Source organism: Sphingobium sp. PNB, assembly GCF_019873065.1.
Lineage (GTDB): Bacteria > Pseudomonadota > Alphaproteobacteria > Sphingomonadales > Sphingomonadaceae > Sphingobium > Sphingobium fuliginis.
Genome location: NZ_JAINEZ010000004.1, coordinates 1 through 16,933 on the forward strand (window position 1 = coordinate 1; position 16,933 = coordinate 16,933).

At 62.0% G+C, this 16,933-nt stretch carries 17 protein-coding genes; 9 read left to right on the forward strand and 8 right to left on the reverse strand.

Annotation, left to right across the window (positions count from 1 at the left end; translation table 11 throughout):
- Window positions 1-80: 80 nt before the first annotated feature.
- On the reverse strand, window positions 81-953 hold the full coding sequence (locus K7W03_RS02325) for a thioredoxin-like domain-containing protein (protein ID WP_222885448.1): 873 nt from the start codon (window positions 951-953) through the stop codon (window positions 81-83).
- A 262-nt stretch (window positions 954-1,215) separates the two neighbouring features.
- Between K7W03_RS02325 and K7W03_RS02330 the strand changes: the two genes are divergently transcribed.
- The 3 genes from K7W03_RS02330 to K7W03_RS02340 all read left to right on the forward strand — a co-directional run bounded on the left by K7W03_RS02330 (window position 1,216) and on the right by K7W03_RS02340 (window position 3,895).
- Window positions 1,216-2,502, forward strand: coding sequence for an epoxide hydrolase (locus K7W03_RS02330; protein WP_226869639.1), 1,287 nt, complete (start codon window positions 1,216-1,218; stop codon window positions 2,500-2,502).
- Between the two features lie 39 nt (window positions 2,503-2,541).
- A complete protein-coding gene (locus K7W03_RS02335) occupies window positions 2,542-2,955 on the forward strand; it encodes an organic hydroperoxide resistance protein (RefSeq protein ID WP_222885450.1) in 414 nt (137 codons plus the stop codon).
- Between the two features lie 244 nt (window positions 2,956-3,199).
- Window positions 3,200-3,895, forward strand: a complete 696-nt coding sequence (locus tag K7W03_RS02340; RefSeq protein WP_222885451.1) for a glutamine amidotransferase — start codon at window positions 3,200-3,202, stop codon at window positions 3,893-3,895.
- Window positions 3,896-3,955: 60 nt separating this feature from the next.
- On the opposite strand, the gene K7W03_RS02345 is transcribed toward K7W03_RS02340, so the two are convergent.
- Window positions 3,956-4,516: a cytochrome P460 family protein gene (locus K7W03_RS02345; protein WP_319024283.1), complete on the reverse strand. Its 561-nt coding sequence runs from the start codon at window positions 4,514-4,516 to the stop codon at window positions 3,956-3,958.
- Window positions 4,513-5,559, reverse strand: a complete 1,047-nt coding sequence (locus K7W03_RS02350) for an alpha/beta fold hydrolase (protein WP_413469302.1) — start codon at window positions 5,557-5,559, stop codon at window positions 4,513-4,515. The genes K7W03_RS02345 and K7W03_RS02350 overlap by 4 nt, the downstream gene beginning before the upstream one ends.
- 264 nt (window positions 5,560-5,823) lie before the next feature.
- Here K7W03_RS02350 and K7W03_RS02355 point away from each other — a divergent pair, with 264 nt between their 5' ends.
- Window positions 5,824-6,282, forward strand: coding sequence for a DUF1348 family protein (locus tag K7W03_RS02355; protein ID WP_222885452.1), 459 nt, complete (start codon window positions 5,824-5,826; stop codon window positions 6,280-6,282).
- A gap of 36 nt (window positions 6,283-6,318) precedes the next feature.
- On the opposite strand, the gene K7W03_RS02360 is transcribed toward K7W03_RS02355, so the two are convergent.
- Window positions 6,319-7,503: an MFS transporter gene (locus tag K7W03_RS02360; protein ID WP_222885453.1), complete on the reverse strand. Its 1,185-nt coding sequence runs from the start codon at window positions 7,501-7,503 to the stop codon at window positions 6,319-6,321.
- Window positions 7,504-7,731: 228 nt separating this feature from the next.
- A complete protein-coding gene (locus K7W03_RS02365; RefSeq protein WP_222885454.1) occupies window positions 7,732-8,115 on the reverse strand; it encodes a UrcA family protein in 384 nt (127 codons plus the stop codon).
- Between the two features lie 623 nt (window positions 8,116-8,738).
- Here K7W03_RS02365 and K7W03_RS02370 point away from each other — a divergent pair.
- Entirely contained in the window at window positions 8,739-9,008 is a 270-nt protein-coding gene (locus tag K7W03_RS02370) for an acyl carrier protein (protein WP_222885455.1), read from the forward strand.
- Window positions 9,009-9,144: 136 nt separating this feature from the next.
- On the forward strand, window positions 9,145-9,936 hold the full coding sequence (locus K7W03_RS02375) for a GNAT family N-acetyltransferase (RefSeq protein WP_222885456.1): 792 nt from the start codon (window positions 9,145-9,147) through the stop codon (window positions 9,934-9,936).
- 167 nt (window positions 9,937-10,103) lie between these two features.
- On the opposite strand, the gene K7W03_RS02380 is transcribed toward K7W03_RS02375, so the two are convergent.
- The gene (locus K7W03_RS02380; protein ID WP_222885457.1) at window positions 10,104-11,396 is read right to left on the reverse strand and encodes an MFS transporter; all 1,293 of its coding nucleotides are present in this window, start codon (window positions 11,394-11,396) and stop codon (window positions 10,104-10,106) included.
- A 144-nt stretch (window positions 11,397-11,540) separates the two neighbouring features.
- Between K7W03_RS02380 and K7W03_RS02385 the strand changes: the two genes are divergently transcribed.
- Both K7W03_RS02385 and K7W03_RS02390 read left to right on the forward strand, forming a co-directional pair.
- Complete coding sequence (locus K7W03_RS02385) at window positions 11,541-12,674, forward strand: FAD-dependent oxidoreductase (RefSeq protein ID WP_222885458.1); 1,134 nt, start codon at window positions 11,541-11,543, stop codon at window positions 12,672-12,674.
- 99 nt (window positions 12,675-12,773) lie between these two features.
- Window positions 12,774-13,550 carry an SDR family NAD(P)-dependent oxidoreductase gene (locus K7W03_RS02390; RefSeq protein ID WP_222885459.1) on the forward strand — a complete coding sequence of 259 codons (777 nt, stop codon included), beginning with the start codon at window positions 12,774-12,776 and terminating at the stop codon, window positions 13,548-13,550.
- A 93-nt stretch (window positions 13,551-13,643) separates the two neighbouring features.
- Here the strand turns inward: K7W03_RS02390 and K7W03_RS02395 are convergent, their stop codons facing one another.
- A complete protein-coding gene (locus tag K7W03_RS02395; RefSeq protein ID WP_222885460.1) occupies window positions 13,644-14,657 on the reverse strand; it encodes a methyltransferase in 1,014 nt (337 codons plus the stop codon).
- Window positions 14,658-14,855: 198 nt separating this feature from the next.
- Between K7W03_RS02395 and K7W03_RS02400 the strand changes: the two genes are divergently transcribed.
- Window positions 14,856-15,269 carry a hypothetical protein gene (locus tag K7W03_RS02400; RefSeq protein ID WP_222885461.1) on the forward strand — a complete coding sequence of 138 codons (414 nt, stop codon included), beginning with the start codon at window positions 14,856-14,858 and terminating at the stop codon, window positions 15,267-15,269.
- A gap of 96 nt (window positions 15,270-15,365) precedes the next feature.
- On the opposite strand, the gene K7W03_RS02405 is transcribed toward K7W03_RS02400, so the two are convergent.
- Window positions 15,366-16,838 carry a catalase gene (locus K7W03_RS02405; protein ID WP_222885462.1) on the reverse strand — a complete coding sequence of 491 codons (1,473 nt, stop codon included), beginning with the start codon at window positions 16,836-16,838 and terminating at the stop codon, window positions 15,366-15,368.
- Between the last annotated feature and the right edge of the window lie 95 nt (window positions 16,839-16,933).

Consider the following 16,933-nt stretch of genomic DNA (forward strand, 5'->3'; position numbering starts at 1 on the left):
ATCTAACCCGGCACCATGAACCCGCCGCGACAATCTGTTCTCATCCTGATAGTCGCTGACCTCTCACCCAGATCGTCGCGCTATACGCGAAAACGAAATCGGATAGTGCCCGCGTTTCCGTCAAGGGTCGCAAACTCGCGACCGACTGTCCACGTGCCGCCGAGATCCCATTGGTTGCGCGCCAATTGCGAAGCCGCCGAGTATCGACTGGCTTCGTCACGCCTGATGCCGCCGGGAGACATGAAACTCGTAGCCTTGGCATAGCCCAGATAGGCCTCGGGCGAGCCCAGATTGCGCCAGTCGGCCTGCACTTCGATGCCCTTCGCCGGGATCGGCGCTACCGGGATGTCGGCCGGATCATGCCCCGCCTCGGCCAGCAGTTTGCGAAGAAGTTGCTCGGATTCGGCATAATTGCCCTCCCCGACGCGGTACCCGCGGATTCGCCCCTTCGCGTCGATGAAATAGAATCCCGGCCAACCCTCATTGTTGAAGTTGCGCCAGATCGCGAAATCATTGTCCTGAACATTGGGATACGCAACGCCGAGGTTTTTGCTCGCAAGGCGGACATTCGCCGCATTTTTCTCGAACTCGAACTCCGGCGCGTGCACGCCTACGACGACGAGCCCCTTGCTGGCGTAGCGCGCGCTCCACGCGCGCAGATAGGGCAGCGCGCGAAGGGAGTTGATGCAGGAGTAAGTCCAGAAGTTGACAATCACGACCTTGCCGCGAAGCGATTCCGGGCCGTTTGGAAGGGCGGTAAGCCAGGGCTTTGCGTTCTGGAGCACGTCTACAGGCCTCGTGGAGGCGCCAAAGGGCGCGGATGCGATCGCTTCGGGTTCCGATGTGGCGGATTTCGCAGCCACACTCAGCGCGTCGCCGAAGCAAACAGCGGTGGTGGTGCCTGCCGCGACGAGGGCGGCGGCAATAAAACCAATCGAGCGGGTGCTTATCATTGTGAACCTCGAGCTGCGACCAATCCGCATTGATCTTTCGCTGGAGATTTAGTGACGGCTCCAGGCGCCGCACGTTAGCCGTCGATGACGCTCGTTAGTTCCTGAAAGGACCGCTTCTGGCCACGGGCGTCAGCGTGTCTCGCGCGACGCCGCGCATGGCAGCCCTCCGAGAGGGATTGCGCGCCCTAACAGACTATCACCTGACATAACGGGCGCATCGCTCCGGTTCCTCTATCTTGCCGCGACCAGTCCAGGTCGGGGTATGAGGAGACAAGAAGTGCCGAAGTTTCTTGCGGTGTCGCGACGCCAGTTTGTGGTCGGAACCGCCTTGGCCGGCGCCGCCGGTGCCGTTCCGTCGATCGCGCTTGCGCAGGGCACCGGCAGTGCCATTCGCCCTTTCAAGGTCGCTATTCCGGCGAGCGACATTCTCGCGATGAAGCGGCGGATCGCCGCCACGCGCTGGGCCGATACCGAGCCGGCCACCGACGATAGCCAGGGCGTTCGTCGCCAGACCCTCGAGCGGCTGATGCGCTACTGGGCCGATGGCTATGACTGGCGAAAGGTAGAAGCCAAGCTCAACACGCTGCCGATGTTCATGACCGAGATCGACGGGCTCGACATCCACTTCATCCACGTCCGGTCACGGCACGAAAATGCGATGCCGATGATCCTGACTCACGGCTGGCCGGGCTCGATCCTGGAATTCCTGAAGGTGATCGAGCCGCTCACCAACCCGACCGCGCATGGCGGCAAGGCCGAAGACGCCTTTCACGTCGTCATCCCGTCAATTCCGGGCTTCGGCTTCTCGGCGAAGCCCACCAAGGTCGGCTGGGGCTCGGACCATATCGGTCGCGCCTGGTCCGTGCTGATGCGGCGTCTGGGTTACGATCGCTTTGTCAGCCAGGGTGGCGACTGCGGCTCGGTGATCTCGCAGCGTATGGCTCTGCAACACGTCCCCGGTCTGCTGGGCATCCACCTCAACATGCCGGCCGTCGTACCGGCGGATATCGCGAAGATTCTGGCCGCCGGCGATCCGGCTCCTGCCACCTTGTCGAGCAAGGAGCGCGGGGCCTTCGACCAGCTCAAAGCCTTCTACCGTGACAACGCCGGCTACGCGGCCATGATGAACACGCGGCCGCAGACGATCGGCTATTCCCTGGTCGATTCGCCCGTCGGCATGGCCGCCTGGATGTACGAGAAGATCTCGCAATGGGTTTACGGCAACGGCGATCCCGAGCGCGTCCTGACACGCGACGAGATACTCGACGACATCTCGCTCTATTGGCTCACCGGCACCGGCGCTTCTGCGGCGCGCATCTACTGGGAAGATCACAGCAACAACTTCAATGCGCGCGGCATCATCGACATGCCGGTCGCCGTCAGCGTCTTCCCGGGGGAGATTTTCCGGGCTCCCAAGAGCTGGGCCGAACGCTGCTACAAGAACCTCTTCTACTTCAACGAGGCCTCGAATGGTGGCCATTTCGCCGCCTGGGAGCAGCCCCAGATATTCGCTGAAGAGGTGCGCGCAGCCTTCCGTTCGCTGCGCTGACTGCTCTGACCTCTCCCAATTCACAGAAGGAAGAATTCGATGTCCGATACCAAGACCCTGTACACCGCCAACGTCCACGTCACCGGAGGCCGCGACGGTGCCGCCAAGAGCTCGGATGGCCGGCTCGACGTCAAGCTGACCAGCCCCGGCGCGGTCGGCGAGGGGACGAACCCCGAGCAGCTCTTCGCCGCCGGTTGGTCCGCCTGCTTCCAGGGCGCGATGGCGATCGCCGCAAAGTCCAAGGGCGTGACCTTGCCTACGGACCTCGCGATCGACGCAGAGATCGACCTGCGTCTGGGTGATGACGGCTTCAATCTGGCCGCCCGGCTGAAAGTCAGCGTTCCGGGCGTCGATCCCGACAAGGCCCGCGAGATTATCGAGGCGGCGCACCGGACCTGCCCGTACTCGAAGGCGATCAAGGGCAATATCGACGCCGTCGTGACGCTGGTCTGAGCGGCTATTCGAAAGGAGGCCGGCATGAACTTTATGCCGGCGAAAACGAGGTTCCGACAGTCCGCGCCCATGCGACGACCATGGCGAGCCTGATCGGACGGGCAACAGCCCGATAAGGTGTAGCGCCGGCACCCCCCGCCCCCCCCCTCAGTGTGCCGGCGCACACGCCCACGATCGGCCTCGCTATCGCGTCGCCGATCGTGGGCCCCTATCTAGAAAAGCTCGAATTTCATTGGGGATCGCGATGAAGACCGCCGCCGCGCTGCGCCATGTCGCCTTTGAAGATCTCGGCAGCTTTGAACTGCCACTGCGCGAAGCTGGCTATGACATCCGCTATCACGATGTCGGCACCGATGCCTGGCACCCCGAAGCGTTGCTCGACGCATCATTGCTCATTGCGCTCGGCGGGCCGATCGGCGTCTACGAAAGTCCCGAATACCCATTTCTTGCAGATGAGCTCGCGCTCGTCGGAAAGCGGCTCGCATCCAAGGCGCCGATCCTGGGCATTTGCCTTGGCGCCCAGATCATCGCATCGGCACTTGGCGCGCGCGTCGCCGCGACTGGCCGGAAGGAAATCGGCTTCGCACCGATCACGCTGTCCGAGGCTGGTCAGGTAAGCCCTTTGCGTCATCTTGCAGCTGTGCCTGTGCTGCACTGGCATGGCGACATGTTCGAAATTCCAGAAGGCGCCACGTTACTCGCGGCGACCGAGATCTGCCCGCATCAGGCGTTTGCGATCGAGAGCCATGTACTCGGTCTTCAGTTCCATCCGGAAGTTGATGCGACGACCGGGTTCGAGCGATGGTTGGTCGGGCACGCGGCCGAGCTGGCATCAGCCGGCGTCGATCCGTGCCGCCTTCGATCCGATGCGCAGGCTTATGGGACAGCGCTGCGGTACCAGGGCCAGGCCATGTTCCGCGACTGGCTCGCCGCACTCTAGCCCAGCGCTTACGGATCGGTGCCGCTCGGCTCCCCGCACAGATCGAGCATGGGCGCAAGCCTATCGTGAATAGGGCGCGAACACGAAGTCGTCCGCCTTGTCGAGCTTTGCGTGACACGCAAAGCACGTGCGTACCAACGCTTCGTCGTGGTTCGGCAGGCCTTGCTCGAACTGGCCGTAGCCCCATCCGCCACTGTCAGCGTAGCGCTTCGAATCCTTCACGCTGACCTGAACATTGGTCGGCTCGCCGGCAACGAAGGACTGCGGCGCGGGAAACACCGCATCGTTCCTGGCGGACGATTTGTACCGCCACGCCAGACGGACGATGACGGTGCCATCGGGAAATGGCCGCTTTCCACTCCGGAAAGCCTTTATCGCGATGTCGTTTCCCAGAACGGCGCGGATGTCGTTGTTCTTCCCTGCCTCATGCGCGACCGTGATAAGCTTCCAGTCGCGATAGCCCGCCGGCAGCGTGACCCCGTAGACCGGAGATGCTGCGGACGGCCGAGCTTGATCCCTGGCTTCGGCCGCGACCTTGAACAGCGCGACCGAAGCAAAGAGAGCGACGCTGAACCCGAAGCCTACCGACCGCAGGTGCGGGGTCACGCGCAAGAACTTCACCCGAGCCGCGCCACGTCGAGCACTGCTTTCGCGAATGCCTGGGGCGCCTCTTGCGGAAGGTTGTGACCGATCCCACCCGAAATCAGGCGATGCTCATAGGGCCCGGCAAATTTGCTGCGATATGCCTCCGCCGGCGGGTGCGGCGCACCGTTCGCATCGCCCTCCATGGTAATCGACGGCACCTTCACGGGCGGCCCGGCGGCGAGCCTGGCCTCGACATCGTCGTATTTTTTCTCGCCGTCCACCAGACCAAGGCGCCAGCGGTAGTTGTGGATCACGATCGCGACATGGTCCGGATTGACGAACGAAGCGGCCGACCGATTGTACGTCGCATCGTCAAATTGCCATTTGGGTGACGCCGTCTCCCAGATCAGTCGATTGAAGGCATCGGTGTTCGCTGCGTAGCCCGCTCGGCCGCGCTCGGTGGCGAAGTAGAATTGATACCACCATTGTAGCTCGGCCTTAGGTGGCAATGGCTTCGCGTTGGCGGCCTGGCTGCCGATCAGATAGCCGCTGACCGACACTAACGCGGTGCAGCGCTGAGGCCAGAGTACCGCCATGATGTCGGCGGTGCGGGCGCCCCAGTCGAAGCCCGCCACAATCGCCTGCTTGATGCCGAGGGCATCCATGAAGGCGATGCCATCCGCCGCCAAGGCAGCCTGTTGCCCGTTGCGCACAGCTTCGCTGGAACGAAGGACGGTCGTCCCGTACCCGCGCAAATGGGGGACGAGGACGCGATACCCCTGGGCGGCGAGCAATAGCCCGACTTCCGCAAAGGCATGGATGTCATAAGGCCAGCCATGGAGAAGCAGGACCGGTCGTCCAGTGCGCGGCCCCAGATCGACATAACCGATATTGAGGTCCCCGGCATCGACCTGTTTCACCGCATCGAAGCGCGTCGCCGGCGGCAGCACGCGGGGCCGCACGCCCGGCGCCACTTGCGCGTGCGCTGCTGCACCGAGCAGGGTGGCTGCGGTACCGACCGCCCCACACATGAACGTACGGCGATCCGTTCCGATCGTCTCGAGTGGTGGCCTCGTCATCAGCAAATCCTTCTCAGACGGCTTGGGTGTGCCATTGAATACGCTCATTGCGCGGCCGACGCCCGTTAATCGCTATGATGTCCTGTGAGACGGGAGACTCTTCCCAGCGATCGGGACCACTCCCGCTTCATCCACGCCATCACTCTGAGGAACTAACAGAGACTAACTGGCCTGCGCGTATCCGGCGGTATCTATGGGGAAAAGTGCTCTCATCGGACCGATTCCGAAGTCGGATACGAGTCGGAGCCATTCGGTCCGGTCAAAATGGAAGCGCAGATGCCTCGATTCGATATGGCGACGCAGCAGTTTGTCCGTGAGGCCGAGCGCGCGTGGAATATTCGCGATATCAACGCGATCGTGCTCAGCAATGCGATCGATTGCCTCTGGCGCAACCGCGTGCATTTCCTTTGGGGTCGCGAGCAGATCAGGGCGTTCATCGAGCGCTCCGCCCGGCGCGAGCTCGACTATCGGATCATCTACGAACCCTGGGCGAAGAGCGACCGTCGCCTCTCCCTCCGGTTCGCCGCCGAATTTCATGACGATAGCGGAACCTGGTTTCGGACCTACGGGAGTGAGGAAATCGAGCTCGACGATGCTGGGCTGGTAAAGCGACGGCTGACCGCGGCCAATGAGCACCCGATCCAGGAGCATGAACGCGCGCTGCGCTGGTCCGCGGGCGCACGTCCCTCAGACCATCCCACACTCACCGAACTCGGCTATTGAACACCCTAGCCGGAAATCGGGGCAGACGATGTTACTTTACCCCGGTGCTGCCATCGTCCCCAATTCGCTTCCGCGCGTCTCCGGAAGCAGGACGGTCGCAAGCAGGACAAGGGCATAGGCGACGGTGACATAGAGTCCGATCGAATGCGCAATGCCCATCGACCCGATGCTGCTTCCGACCGCCAGGGGCCCGACGCCGGCCAGACCACGCCCCAAATTATAGCAGAAGCCCAGGCCCGAACCGCTTAGCTGTCGTGGGAAAAGTTCTATCAGGACCGCGCCTACCGAACTGTAGATTCCAAGTGCAAACAGGCCAAGGCATGCGCTCAGGATCAGAAACGCTACAGGCGAAAGCGGCAGAAGCGTCGTAGCCAAAACCGTCGCCACACCGCCCGACGCGAAGGTAGCGAGCGTGACTCGCCTGCCATATCGATCGCTCACCCAACCGGAGAGATAGTAGCCGACGAAAGAGCCACCCACGAGCGCTGCAAAATAGACCGTGCTTTGACCGAGTGACATCTTTCGCTCGATACGAAGCATGGCCGGCCACCAAGTCGCCAAGGCCCAGTACCCGCCATGCGTCCCGGTGGCGAGCAGCGTACCTCGCACGGTTCGCCCGATCATCGGGCGAGCGAATATTCCATGCCAACTCGCAACCCGCGCCGAGCGGCCATGATCAACAGCTTCGTGCAGGCGCATCCGCAGGCAGAAAATCCAGATTGCAGGCAGAAGGCCAATGAAGAACACAGCCCGCCACCCGAGATTTGCTGGCAATAGCCAGAGAGCCAGAGAGGTGGTTGCCGCCGCGAACAGCCACCCTGTCGCCCAGGCGCTCTGAACCGCGCCGATCGTGCGGCCGCGCGCGGCAGGCGCCGCAACCTCCCCGAGAAATACTGCTCCTACGGCCCACTCTGCGCCGAAGCCGACGCCCTGGATGATCCGCGCGATCAGGAATTCGTTGTAGGAGTTGGCGAGCCCGCAAAAGGCGGTCGAGACAGCAAGCCACGCTATCGTGACCCGGAGGATCCGCACCCGCCCGATCCTGTCCGACAATGAACCGGCAGCCCACCCGCCCACGGCACCGGCAAGGAGGGCCGCCGCCGCAAGCGTGCTGGCCCGCGATCCTGACAACCCCCACAAACCAAGCAGCGTAGGCAGGATGAACGCATAGAGTTGGACACCCATGGCATCGAGCGTAAACCCGCCATACGCGCTCCACACGGCGCGCCTGCCATTGGCGTCAAGCCCGCTATACCATGAAGGTCCCTTCACCGTCCTGCCGCCCCTATAGTGCCGTTCGAGTCAGGCTTTTACGAAAGACCGTAAGCTTGATCGCGTTAGGTTATGTCATATTCGCGGCAATCTGACGCAAGCGCGTCGATCAGGTTGCGGCGAACCACCTGATCGACGCACTCATCAGCCAGTCTTAACGCCTTGATATCGGACGATTTATCGGAATTCCGCGCTGTCGGCTGCGGGCAAGCCCGTAAAGCCGCTGGCGATCCCGCCGCCATTCAGCTCCCGCGTCTTGGTATAGAAGGCGCGCGCGATCAGCGCCGCGCGCTGGGCGCTCACGTTCGAGATTGCACGCGAGCTACATTGGGATTGTTCGAGCAAGGTACCGGTCGCTGACAAGTCACGACAGATCTTGGTGGCAGCCCACGCGATCCGCCGGTCAAGCCGCTTGCGATCCGCTGGCTCGGTCAAATCAAGATCGTCGGTCGAGATCACCTCCGTGCCCTGCGGATAGTCGGCACTCGGCGATGAGGCGGCGACACCGACTGGCGACGCGAGCGGTGCACCGGCCACCAGCAATGCGAAAAACAACGTCATGAATCTGCTCCTTTTTAACGCCCTCTCCTTTCGGGGCGAGGAGCCTCATCCATTCACCAAGTTACTGAATTTGCGAGACAATGGGTTGTTGGGTTTCGGTTGAAACCTCAGGGCGTCCCGCGTGCGGCGGCTCGCCGCTCGCGCGCTGTTTCATTTGTAAGGCGTCAGGCGTCGCGCCGCTTTGAGTGCGAAGCTAGATCGATAAGGCAGCGAGAGCGGACAGCTGCAACAAGATCGCCGCCGCAACACTCCCGCATAGAAAGGCTTCATGACCGGAACGCTTGTTGGCGCAATCGAGCTCGACCGATTGTCACACCCGTGTCCATCAGCGTTCCAAACTCAATCAATCAACGCGTGGCCATAAAGACAAAATCTCAGCCGCGCCTGATCGGGAACCGGTGCTGCACGTTCGCAGTGATCAGCACGCACCCTCCCGCTATTTGGCCGTCAGTCCCCCGCAGCGACGGTGCCCCCGAGCACCGCCGCTAACAAGAAGCGTACGGCGGTCACATGGACATCCCAGAAATAGCGGCGCGGAGCAGCGGCGGTCATGCCGCCGAATTACCTGAGCAAAGCAATGGTCACCTGCTGGTCCGCGCTGCTCGATGACGAAGGACTTTGAAATGAACGATGATTTCGCGAATCGCGTACGCAGCGTCGTCGCCCTGCATCTCGATGTTGAGCCGGAGAAGGTATTGGACCACTCCAGCTTCATCGATGACCTCGACGCGGACAGTCTCGACGTCGTCGAGCTTGTCATGGCTTTCGAAGAAGAGTTCCGGATCGAGATCCCCGACCAGGTGGCCGAGCGGATCCTGACGGTCGAAGATGCCATCAATCATATTCGCTCGGTCAAGACGGGAGGCGACCGCGTCGTCCAAGTCGGACGGTAGATCGCCTCATCAATCACGGTTCGACCATCACGCTTCCAGTCACGCCGCGGTGTCGAAAAGAAGCGCGACTTGTCGGTCGATGTCGGACCAGCATGCGCGCCGGCAATCCCTGAGGCGACTTTTTAGGAAGAATGATATGACGGTTTCGCGAGAAGGTGCGGAGGAATCCGCACGCCAGCTTATCGGCATGTGGAGTGCTCTGGTCGAAGACTATGGGAGCGCCGTAAGGCGCGGTGAGCCTGTAACGCACATCTGGGCCAATACCAATTTCGGCTTCTACAATGCGCTGACTTTTTCGGACAGCGAGGTCGGCGTCACCGCGCTGAAGGAGCGTTTCGAACATTCCGCGTCCTTCATGCGCGATAATGAGCATTTCGGCTTCCTCTGGATTTTCGAGGAACTGCTGTCTGACCAGACTCGAGAGCAACTCGACGCGCTTGCGGTGGCTGCCGGCCTGACCAGGGGCACGACCTGTCACGGCATGGCGGGCGACGTTCTTCCATTTCCCGAACCATCGCACCCCCAGCTGCGCTTCGAGCGGGTGCGGACTCAGGAACATTTGGACATCTATGCCAGCCTGAATGCCAGGGCCTACGATCTCGATGTACCGACCGCTCAGGAGGCGCTTCACGGATCCCGGCTGTGGCGGGAAATCATCCACGCCTATATCGGCTATTTCAAAGATCTGCCGGTATGCTGCGCCGGCTGTTACCCGGTGGAAGGACGGCTCTTCGTGGTGCTCGTCGCAGCGGATCCCGCATATCAACGGCTCGGCTTCGGCGAGGCCGTAACGCGCAAGGCAATCTATGAGGCGGGCAAGGCTACCGGCCTGACCCGGGTAACGCTTCAGGCGACCGACGCCGGGCGCCCGGTTTACGAGCGGATTGGGCTACAGACCACTTCCCGGGTCGGCCTGTTCTCTTTGTAAGCGTGGCTCGTCCGATCCAGCCGAGCAGCGGGCGCAGAGCTCCGCTGCCCGGCGAGATCCCTTGCGTTCGCTTGGCCGCCCTACATCCCAAGGCGCTGGAGCATCGAGCGCCCCGAGGCGGTCGGAACCCGACCGCCTCAGCCCGATCTGCGCCGCGAGAAAGACCCTCAACCAACTGAAAGCGGCACATCGCCAAGTGGCTGATCCCTGGCGGTGATCAGCGCGATCAGGCTCAGCAGCGCTGCCGCACTACCATAGAGCCCGACGAGCATCAGGCCGCCATGCGTCGACAATGCCGTCGCCACGATCGGCGTCAGGCCCCCGCCCAGCACGCCTGCGATGTTGAAGGCGAGCGATACACCGGTATAGCGCACAAAAGCGGGGAACAGCGTCGGCAGCCAGCCGCTCAGCGGCCCGTAGACCATGCCCATCAGGAAAAGTGCGAGGCAGAGATACGCCAGTATGAGCGGCAGCGACCCGCTTTCCATCATCGGCGCCATCAGAGCGCCGGCGACAATGACCCCGCCGCTTCCCCAGGCAAGCATGCGACGCTCGGCCAGTCCCCGGTCCGCCAGCCATGCCGCAACGATGATACCGGCCGCGAGGAAGGGGACGGCCAAGAGTTGGACGCCGAGCAGCCGCTGCATCGGATACCCCAGGGATTTGGTCGCGTAACTGAGCGTGAAGGCCGTGGCGACGTAAAACAGGACAAAACAACCAATCGTGCCCAACGTCCCGGTGATGAGTGGCCGCCAGTGCCGCGATACGACTTCCGCCAACGGGATCCCGGCCCTGCCATTCCTCTTGAGTGACCGAGTGAAGGCAGGCGTCTCCACGAGCTTCAGCCGAACCCACAAGCCTAGGATCACGAGAAGCGCACTGAGTGCGAAAGGAATCCTCCAGCCCCAGGCCAGGAATGCGTCATGGTTCAACCACCCTCCCAGGAGGAGGAAGGTTCCATTCGCCGCAAGGAGGCCAGCCGGCGCACCAAGCTGCGGGAACATGCCGTAACGCGCGCGCCAGCCCGGCGGCGCACTCTCAACCGCGAGGAGAGCCGCACCTCCCCATTCTCCGCCCAGCCCCAATCCCTGACCGAAACGAAGAACACACAGCGCCAGCGGTGCCCAGATGCCAGCTTGGGCAAAGCTGGGCAGAAAGGCGATGAACGTCGTGGAAAGTCCCATCGTCAGGAGCGATGCCACCAAGGTGGACTTGCGGCCCAGTCGATCTCCGAAGTGCCCGAAAATCGCCGCGCCAAAAGGGCGGGCAACGAAGGCTACGGCAATTGTGGCGAACGATGCGATCTGTTGAACGCTCGATGAAGTCGACGGAAAGAAAATACCGCCGAACACAAGGCTCGCAGCCGTTGCATAAATATAGAAATCATAGAACTCAATGCTCGTTCCTACGAAACTGGCAAGAAGTATCCGGGCAGCATTGGGGGAAGAAATCTGTGGCATGGCGCGAACATAATGCCGAGACTGGCGGCGCGCTGGCAATGGCAACTTTCTATATATGACAGCTGTAACGCGCTATTTGTTCATGCGACGCCACCCTGCCGCTAGGCCGTTGTCAATCGAGCGTTTTTAGCCAGGGGTCGCATCTTGTCGAAGCCATTTCCGGACCAAGTCGTGATTGTCGGCGGAGGCGTCGCTGGGCTCGCCCTCGCGCGCCGGCTGCAAGGCCTCGACATTCCCTATAGTCTGTTCGAGCGCCGCAGAATGTCCGCCGACGGCGGGCTGGCGGTCAATCTCCCGGGCAACGCGATCCAGGCACTGGCAACGCTGGGCCTGCGGAACAGAATCGAGGCGATCGGCCACCCGATCCGCCGCCGGCAGTACCGAACTGCCAGGGACAAGCTCCTCTTCGAGATCGACGAGGATGCATTCTGGGGCGCGGCCAACCGGCCGCGCAGCGTGCGGCGTGCCGAACTCCTCGCCATGCTGGCAGACGATCTCCCTCAAGATCGCCATTGGCATGGAGTTGAATCTCGATCTCTCGCCATGTCCGCCACCGGCGGCGCGCTGAAGCTCAGCGACGGAAGGATCGTCAACGGTGCTCTCATCGTTGGCGCGGACGGGGTGCGTTCGACAGTGCGTCGCGAAGTCTTCGGGGCTGCAGCCGGAGCCGGACACGCCCTCCTTGCCGAAGATAGCTGGCGCTTCATGGCCCCTAATCCCGGCATAGATTGCTGGACGGTCTGGGCCAGTGCCGAAGGCATGATCCTGCTGATGCCGGTATCGGACGGCGAGGTCTATGGTTGGGCGGCAATCACCAAATCACGAGGAGGCACCCAAAGCAGCATAAGCGCGCTAATCGAAATGTCCTTCCTATTTCCCCGCCGGGTCCGGGACACGATCGCCCATGTGGCAGCCCGTCCGACCAGGCTCTACCATTCGCCTCTCGAAGAGGTCCGTATGGATCGATGGCACACACAGCGGGCGGTTCTTATCGGAGATGCAGCGCACGCGACGGCACCCGTCTGGGCCGAGGGTGTCGCCCTTGGTCTGGAAGACGCTATCGTGCTGGGACGCTGCCTTGAACAGACCTCCGATATCCCTGCAGCGCTCGCCGGCTATGAAGCGATGCGGCGCGCTCGTGTCGCGCATGTGCAGCATCAGACCGATGCCATGTCAAAGGCCGCGAAGCTTCCTGCCACGCTCAGGAACCTCCTCCTCCCTGTCGTCGGTCCGAAAAAGTACCGCCAGACCTACGCCCGGTTGAAGGAAGCCGTCTGAGCAGGCGCCGACGACGGCCCCTACGCAGGTCGCCTGCGCCGCGGCGCAAGGCGTCAGCTCCCAATCCTCTGAAACCCTCTGCAAGCGAAGGACCGTCTCATGTTGGAAATCCAGGTGAAAGCCGTCGATCCGATCGAGCGCCTGGCTGGAAAAGTGGCCCTGGTGACCGGCGGTGGTCGCGGCATCGGTGCGGCAATTGCGACGGAACTCGCGCTGCAGGGCGCAAGCGTCGTGATCGGCTACAACGCGTCACACAAGGAAGCGGAGGACCTCGCCGCCGCGCTCCGCGATAAGGGCCTGAAAGCCGCGACCATCGCTCTCAACACGGGATCTTCCGAGCAGATCAGAAGCGGGTTTACCGCGATTGCCGCAGAATGGGGCGGCCTAGACATATTGATCAACAACGCCGGAATTTCCCGCGTTGCGCACATCGAGGAGATGTCGGAAGAACTGCTCGACGACATGCTGGCGGTGAACGTCAAAGGCGTATTCCTCGCCATCAAGGAGGCGTTGACATACATTCGCGCCGGCGGCCGGATCATCAATATCGGCAGCATCAGCAGCGACTATATGCCCTATCGCGGGAATTCTGCGTACGTCATGACCAAGAGCGCGGTAGCGGGGTTGACCAGAGGGCTGGCGCGCGAACTTGCGAGCCGCCAGATTACCATCAACAATGTGCAGCCCGGCCGGGTCGAGACCGAGTTGCTGCGCTACACGCTGGGCGGAGAGTTTGAGCGCGCCCGCAGCCAGACCCCGCTAGGTCGGTTCGGCGAAGCCTCCGAGGTCGCCCATATGGTCGCCTTTCTTTGTGGCGAGGAGGCAGGTTATGTGACCGGCGCCAATCTGCGCGTCGATGGCGGCGTGTCGGTCTAGCAATGGGACTCTCGGCCCAGTCCTGATCGACCACCCCGCGCACGCATGGCGCGCTACGTTGGCGATAAGGCAACGACACCAGGCCGCTCGCAATCAACGATACGCGATCAGCGCAGCCGAACTCCCCTCAAGCTCGATGCGCTCCGTCCGCGCAAACCCTGCACCGAGGGTCCAGTTTGTGAACTGGGCGAACGAGAAGTTGTACCCGCCCGGAGTTTCGATGAGCATGTTGAGCGACATGAGCAGGCCCTGCGCGTTCTCGCGGCGGGCATCATCGATGACATCTTCGATGACGACGAGCGCGCCCGCGTCGGGGAGGGCCTCGAATGCCTTCCCGATCAACGACAGCTTGGTCTCGAAATCCCAGTCGTGCAGCACGTTGCCCATCAGGATCACCTCGGCAACTGGCAGCGCCTGCCGGCTGAAGTCGCCGGCAACCGCCCTCACGCGATCGGAGCAATTCTCTGCCGCAATTCTCTTCGTCGCGATCTCTGTGACCGCCGGAAGGTCGAAGCTCGTACAGCGCAAATGCGGCCACCGGCGTGCGATCGCGATCGAGAGGGAGGCATCCGCGCCGCCAACGTCGCACACGGATCGGTAGGGGCTGAAGTCAAACCGATCGGCGAACAGCTCGAAGTTCCGACGCTGGACCGACCGCATGGCGTCCATGAATTCCTGCTGACCTTCCAGGTCCGCATAAAGCTTCGCAAAGGCGTCCGACGCCCCATCCGAACCCATGTTGCCGTTTCTCAGTTTCTCGGTGAGCGCGGCCCAGTCGCGGTACAGGCGCCGGCCCGCCATCTTGAGGATGCCGCCCCTGAATTCCGGGCTGCTGGAGACGAGGAACAGAGCTGATTCCGCAGTATTTGCGTAAACGGCCCCGGGTCCGTCGCCCTGTCGGTCGAGCAATCCGAGCGATACAAGCGCGTCGAGAAAATCTGCCGCTGAACGGGGATGCAAGCCCAGGCGATGCTGCAGATCGGTCAGGGAGAGCGGGCACTCCGCAAGGCTGGAGAACACGTCCAGTTCGACAGCGCTCAAAAGCACGCGCGAGCCAAAAAAGCCCGTCCCCAATTGCATGATCTTCGCCGGGCTGAGATCGGTCACCACACACTCCCGTCTGACGCACGAAACGTAAAAGGCGCCGGTTGCCAAAACGCGCCGGCTCCTATGCTCCTTGATGGCCGCAACCATGTCAGCATCGCTCGATGCCGCAACGTTGAACGCGTTTCAGTCGTAACTTTCGGGTTTTGGAATAATCGTTCTTTAACTAACTTCGCGCTACTTCCGCCACAGGAGGTACTTATGACTATCGGACTTGATTCTGCGCAAAACCAGTCGGTTAGCTCGCGCTTCGCGGCTGCGGGCTATACCTTCACGCCACAGAACAAAGATCGGGACGGCGACGGCAAGGTATCCCGCCAGGAGTTCAAAATGCCCACGCTACCGGGCACCACGCAGGCAAGCATAACGCCCGCCGATTTCAGCGCGGCGCCCTCGCTCGACCAGACCTTCGATGCGTACGATCGCAACAAGGATGGCTTTATCGATACGAACGAGGAGAAGTCCGGGCCGATGTTCTCGCAGCATTATGGCAATACCGACCGGTTCAGCAACAACTGGGCGGACTCGATGACGACCCAGCAGGCGCTCGCCTATTTCAACAGAGTCGATGCCGACAACGCGGCAGTGCTGAAGCAGTGGGGCATCAGTCTCTAAGGTCTTTGCCGGGCAGATTGACGCGCCACGCTCGAAGCTCGCCTTTGAAACGGGAGCGTCGAGCCAATGGTCGTTATCGTTCTGGAGTGCCGCTCTTCAGGGCTCGAGACCGAGTGCCCTCGCGACACCCGCGCCATAGGCCGGGTCGCAGCGCGCGCAGTTTTGGATGTGGCGCTCTTTGATGAACGCTGGCGCATCGCCCAGCGCTGCGGCCGTATTCTCGAACAGGACCTGTTGCTGCTCGGCGCTCATCAGACCAAACAGCCGGCGGGGCTGCGTGAAATAGTCGTCGTCGTCGTTGCGAAAATTCCAGAAGGCGGCCTCGCCCGAGATCCGCAACGGCGGTTCGCGGAACCGCGGCTGGTCCTGCCACTGGCCCAAACTGTTGGGATGATAGTGCGGGGTACCGCCATAATTGCCGTCGACCCGGCCCTGGCCGTCGCGATGGTTTGACGAGACCGGGCACCGAGCCGCATTGACCGGGATCTGGTGATGATTGACGCCGAGCCGGTAGCGCTGCGCGTCGCTATAGGCGAACAGCCGTGCCTGCAGCATCTTGTCCGGCGACACCCCGATCCCCGGCACGAGATTGGACGGCGCGAACGCGCTTTGCTCGACGTCCTGGAAGAAATTGTCGGGGTTGCGATTCAATTCGAACTCGCCGACCTCGATCAGCGGGTAATCTTCCTTGTACCAGACCTTGGTGAGATCGAACGGGTGGAAGCGATAGGTTTCCGCTTCCTGCTCCGGCATCACCTGGATGAACATCTTCCAGCGCGGATAATCGCCCCGCTCGATCGCTCCGTAAAGATCGCGGTGATGGCTCTCGCGATCGCCCGCGATGATCGCGTCCGCCGCGGCATTGCTGAGGTTCTCGATGCCTTGCTGGGTACGGAAATGGAACTTCACCCAGAACCGTTCGCCGGCCGCATTATAGAAGCTGTATGTATGGCTGCCGAAGCCGTGCATGTGCCGATAGCTGCTCGGAATGCCCCTTTCCGACATGACGATCGTCACCTGGTGTAGCGCCTCGGGCAACAGCGTCCAGAAGTCCCAATTGTTGGTCGCTGAGCGCATGTTGGTGCGGGGATCGCGCTTCACCGCCTTGTTGAGGTCGGCGAACTTGCGAGGATCGCGGACGAAGAAGACCGGCGTATTGTTGCCGACCATGTCCCAATTGCCTTCCTCGGTGTAGAATTTGAGCGCGAATCCGCGAATGTCACGCTCGGCGTCAGCGGCGCCGCGCTCTCCTGCCACCGTCGTGAAGCGGGCGAACATGTCGGTCTGCTTGCCCAGTTCGCCGAAGATCGCGGCCCGTGTGTACCGCGTGATATCGTTCGTGACGGTGAAGGTTCCAAACGCACCGGAGCCCTTCGCGTGCATCCGGCGTTCCGGGATAATCTCGCGGTTGAGATTGGCGAGCTTCTCGATCAGCCATACGTCCTGCATCAGGAGGGGCCCGCGCGGACCCGCCGTCATGCTGTTCTCGTTATCGACCACCGGCACCCCAAATGCCGTTGTCAGCTGCGAAAAGGGGCAATCGGAACCTCGTTCTGGAGCTTCGGTCATCGTCTTTCCTTTCCTCAATCGTGAGAGGCCAGGATAAGCGAGCCCTGCATTAGCGCGGGTTAGGCGGTGACAGCGGCGTGAGAGATACCGTGAGA

Coding starts and splice junctions, on each gene's coding strand:
- K7W03_RS02325 (WP_222885448.1), bottom strand. CDS start 953: ATGATAAGCACCCGCTCGATTGGTTTTATTGCCGCCGCCCTCGTCGCG.
- K7W03_RS02330 (WP_226869639.1), top strand. CDS start 1,216: ATGAGGAGACAAGAAGTGCCGAAGTTTCTTGCGGTGTCGCGACGCCAG.
- K7W03_RS02335 (WP_222885450.1), top strand. CDS start 2,542: ATGTCCGATACCAAGACCCTGTACACCGCCAACGTCCACGTCACCGGA.
- K7W03_RS02340 (WP_222885451.1), top strand. CDS start 3,200: ATGAAGACCGCCGCCGCGCTGCGCCATGTCGCCTTTGAAGATCTCGGC.
- K7W03_RS02350 (WP_413469302.1), bottom strand. CDS start 5,559: ATGACGAGGCCACCACTCGAGACGATCGGAACGGATCGCCGTACGTTC.
- K7W03_RS02355 (WP_222885452.1), top strand. CDS start 5,824: ATGGAAGCGCAGATGCCTCGATTCGATATGGCGACGCAGCAGTTTGTC.
- K7W03_RS02365 (WP_222885454.1), bottom strand. CDS start 8,115: ATGACGTTGTTTTTCGCATTGCTGGTGGCCGGTGCACCGCTCGCGTCG.
- K7W03_RS02370 (WP_222885455.1), top strand. CDS start 8,739: ATGAACGATGATTTCGCGAATCGCGTACGCAGCGTCGTCGCCCTGCAT.
- K7W03_RS02375 (WP_222885456.1), top strand. CDS start 9,145: ATGACGGTTTCGCGAGAAGGTGCGGAGGAATCCGCACGCCAGCTTATC.
- K7W03_RS02380 (WP_222885457.1), bottom strand. CDS start 11,396: ATGCCACAGATTTCTTCCCCCAATGCTGCCCGGATACTTCTTGCCAGT.
- K7W03_RS02390 (WP_222885459.1), top strand. CDS start 12,774: ATGTTGGAAATCCAGGTGAAAGCCGTCGATCCGATCGAGCGCCTGGCT.
- K7W03_RS02400 (WP_222885461.1), top strand. CDS start 14,856: ATGACTATCGGACTTGATTCTGCGCAAAACCAGTCGGTTAGCTCGCGC.
- K7W03_RS02405 (WP_222885462.1), bottom strand. CDS start 16,838: ATGACCGAAGCTCCAGAACGAGGTTCCGATTGCCCCTTTTCGCAGCTG.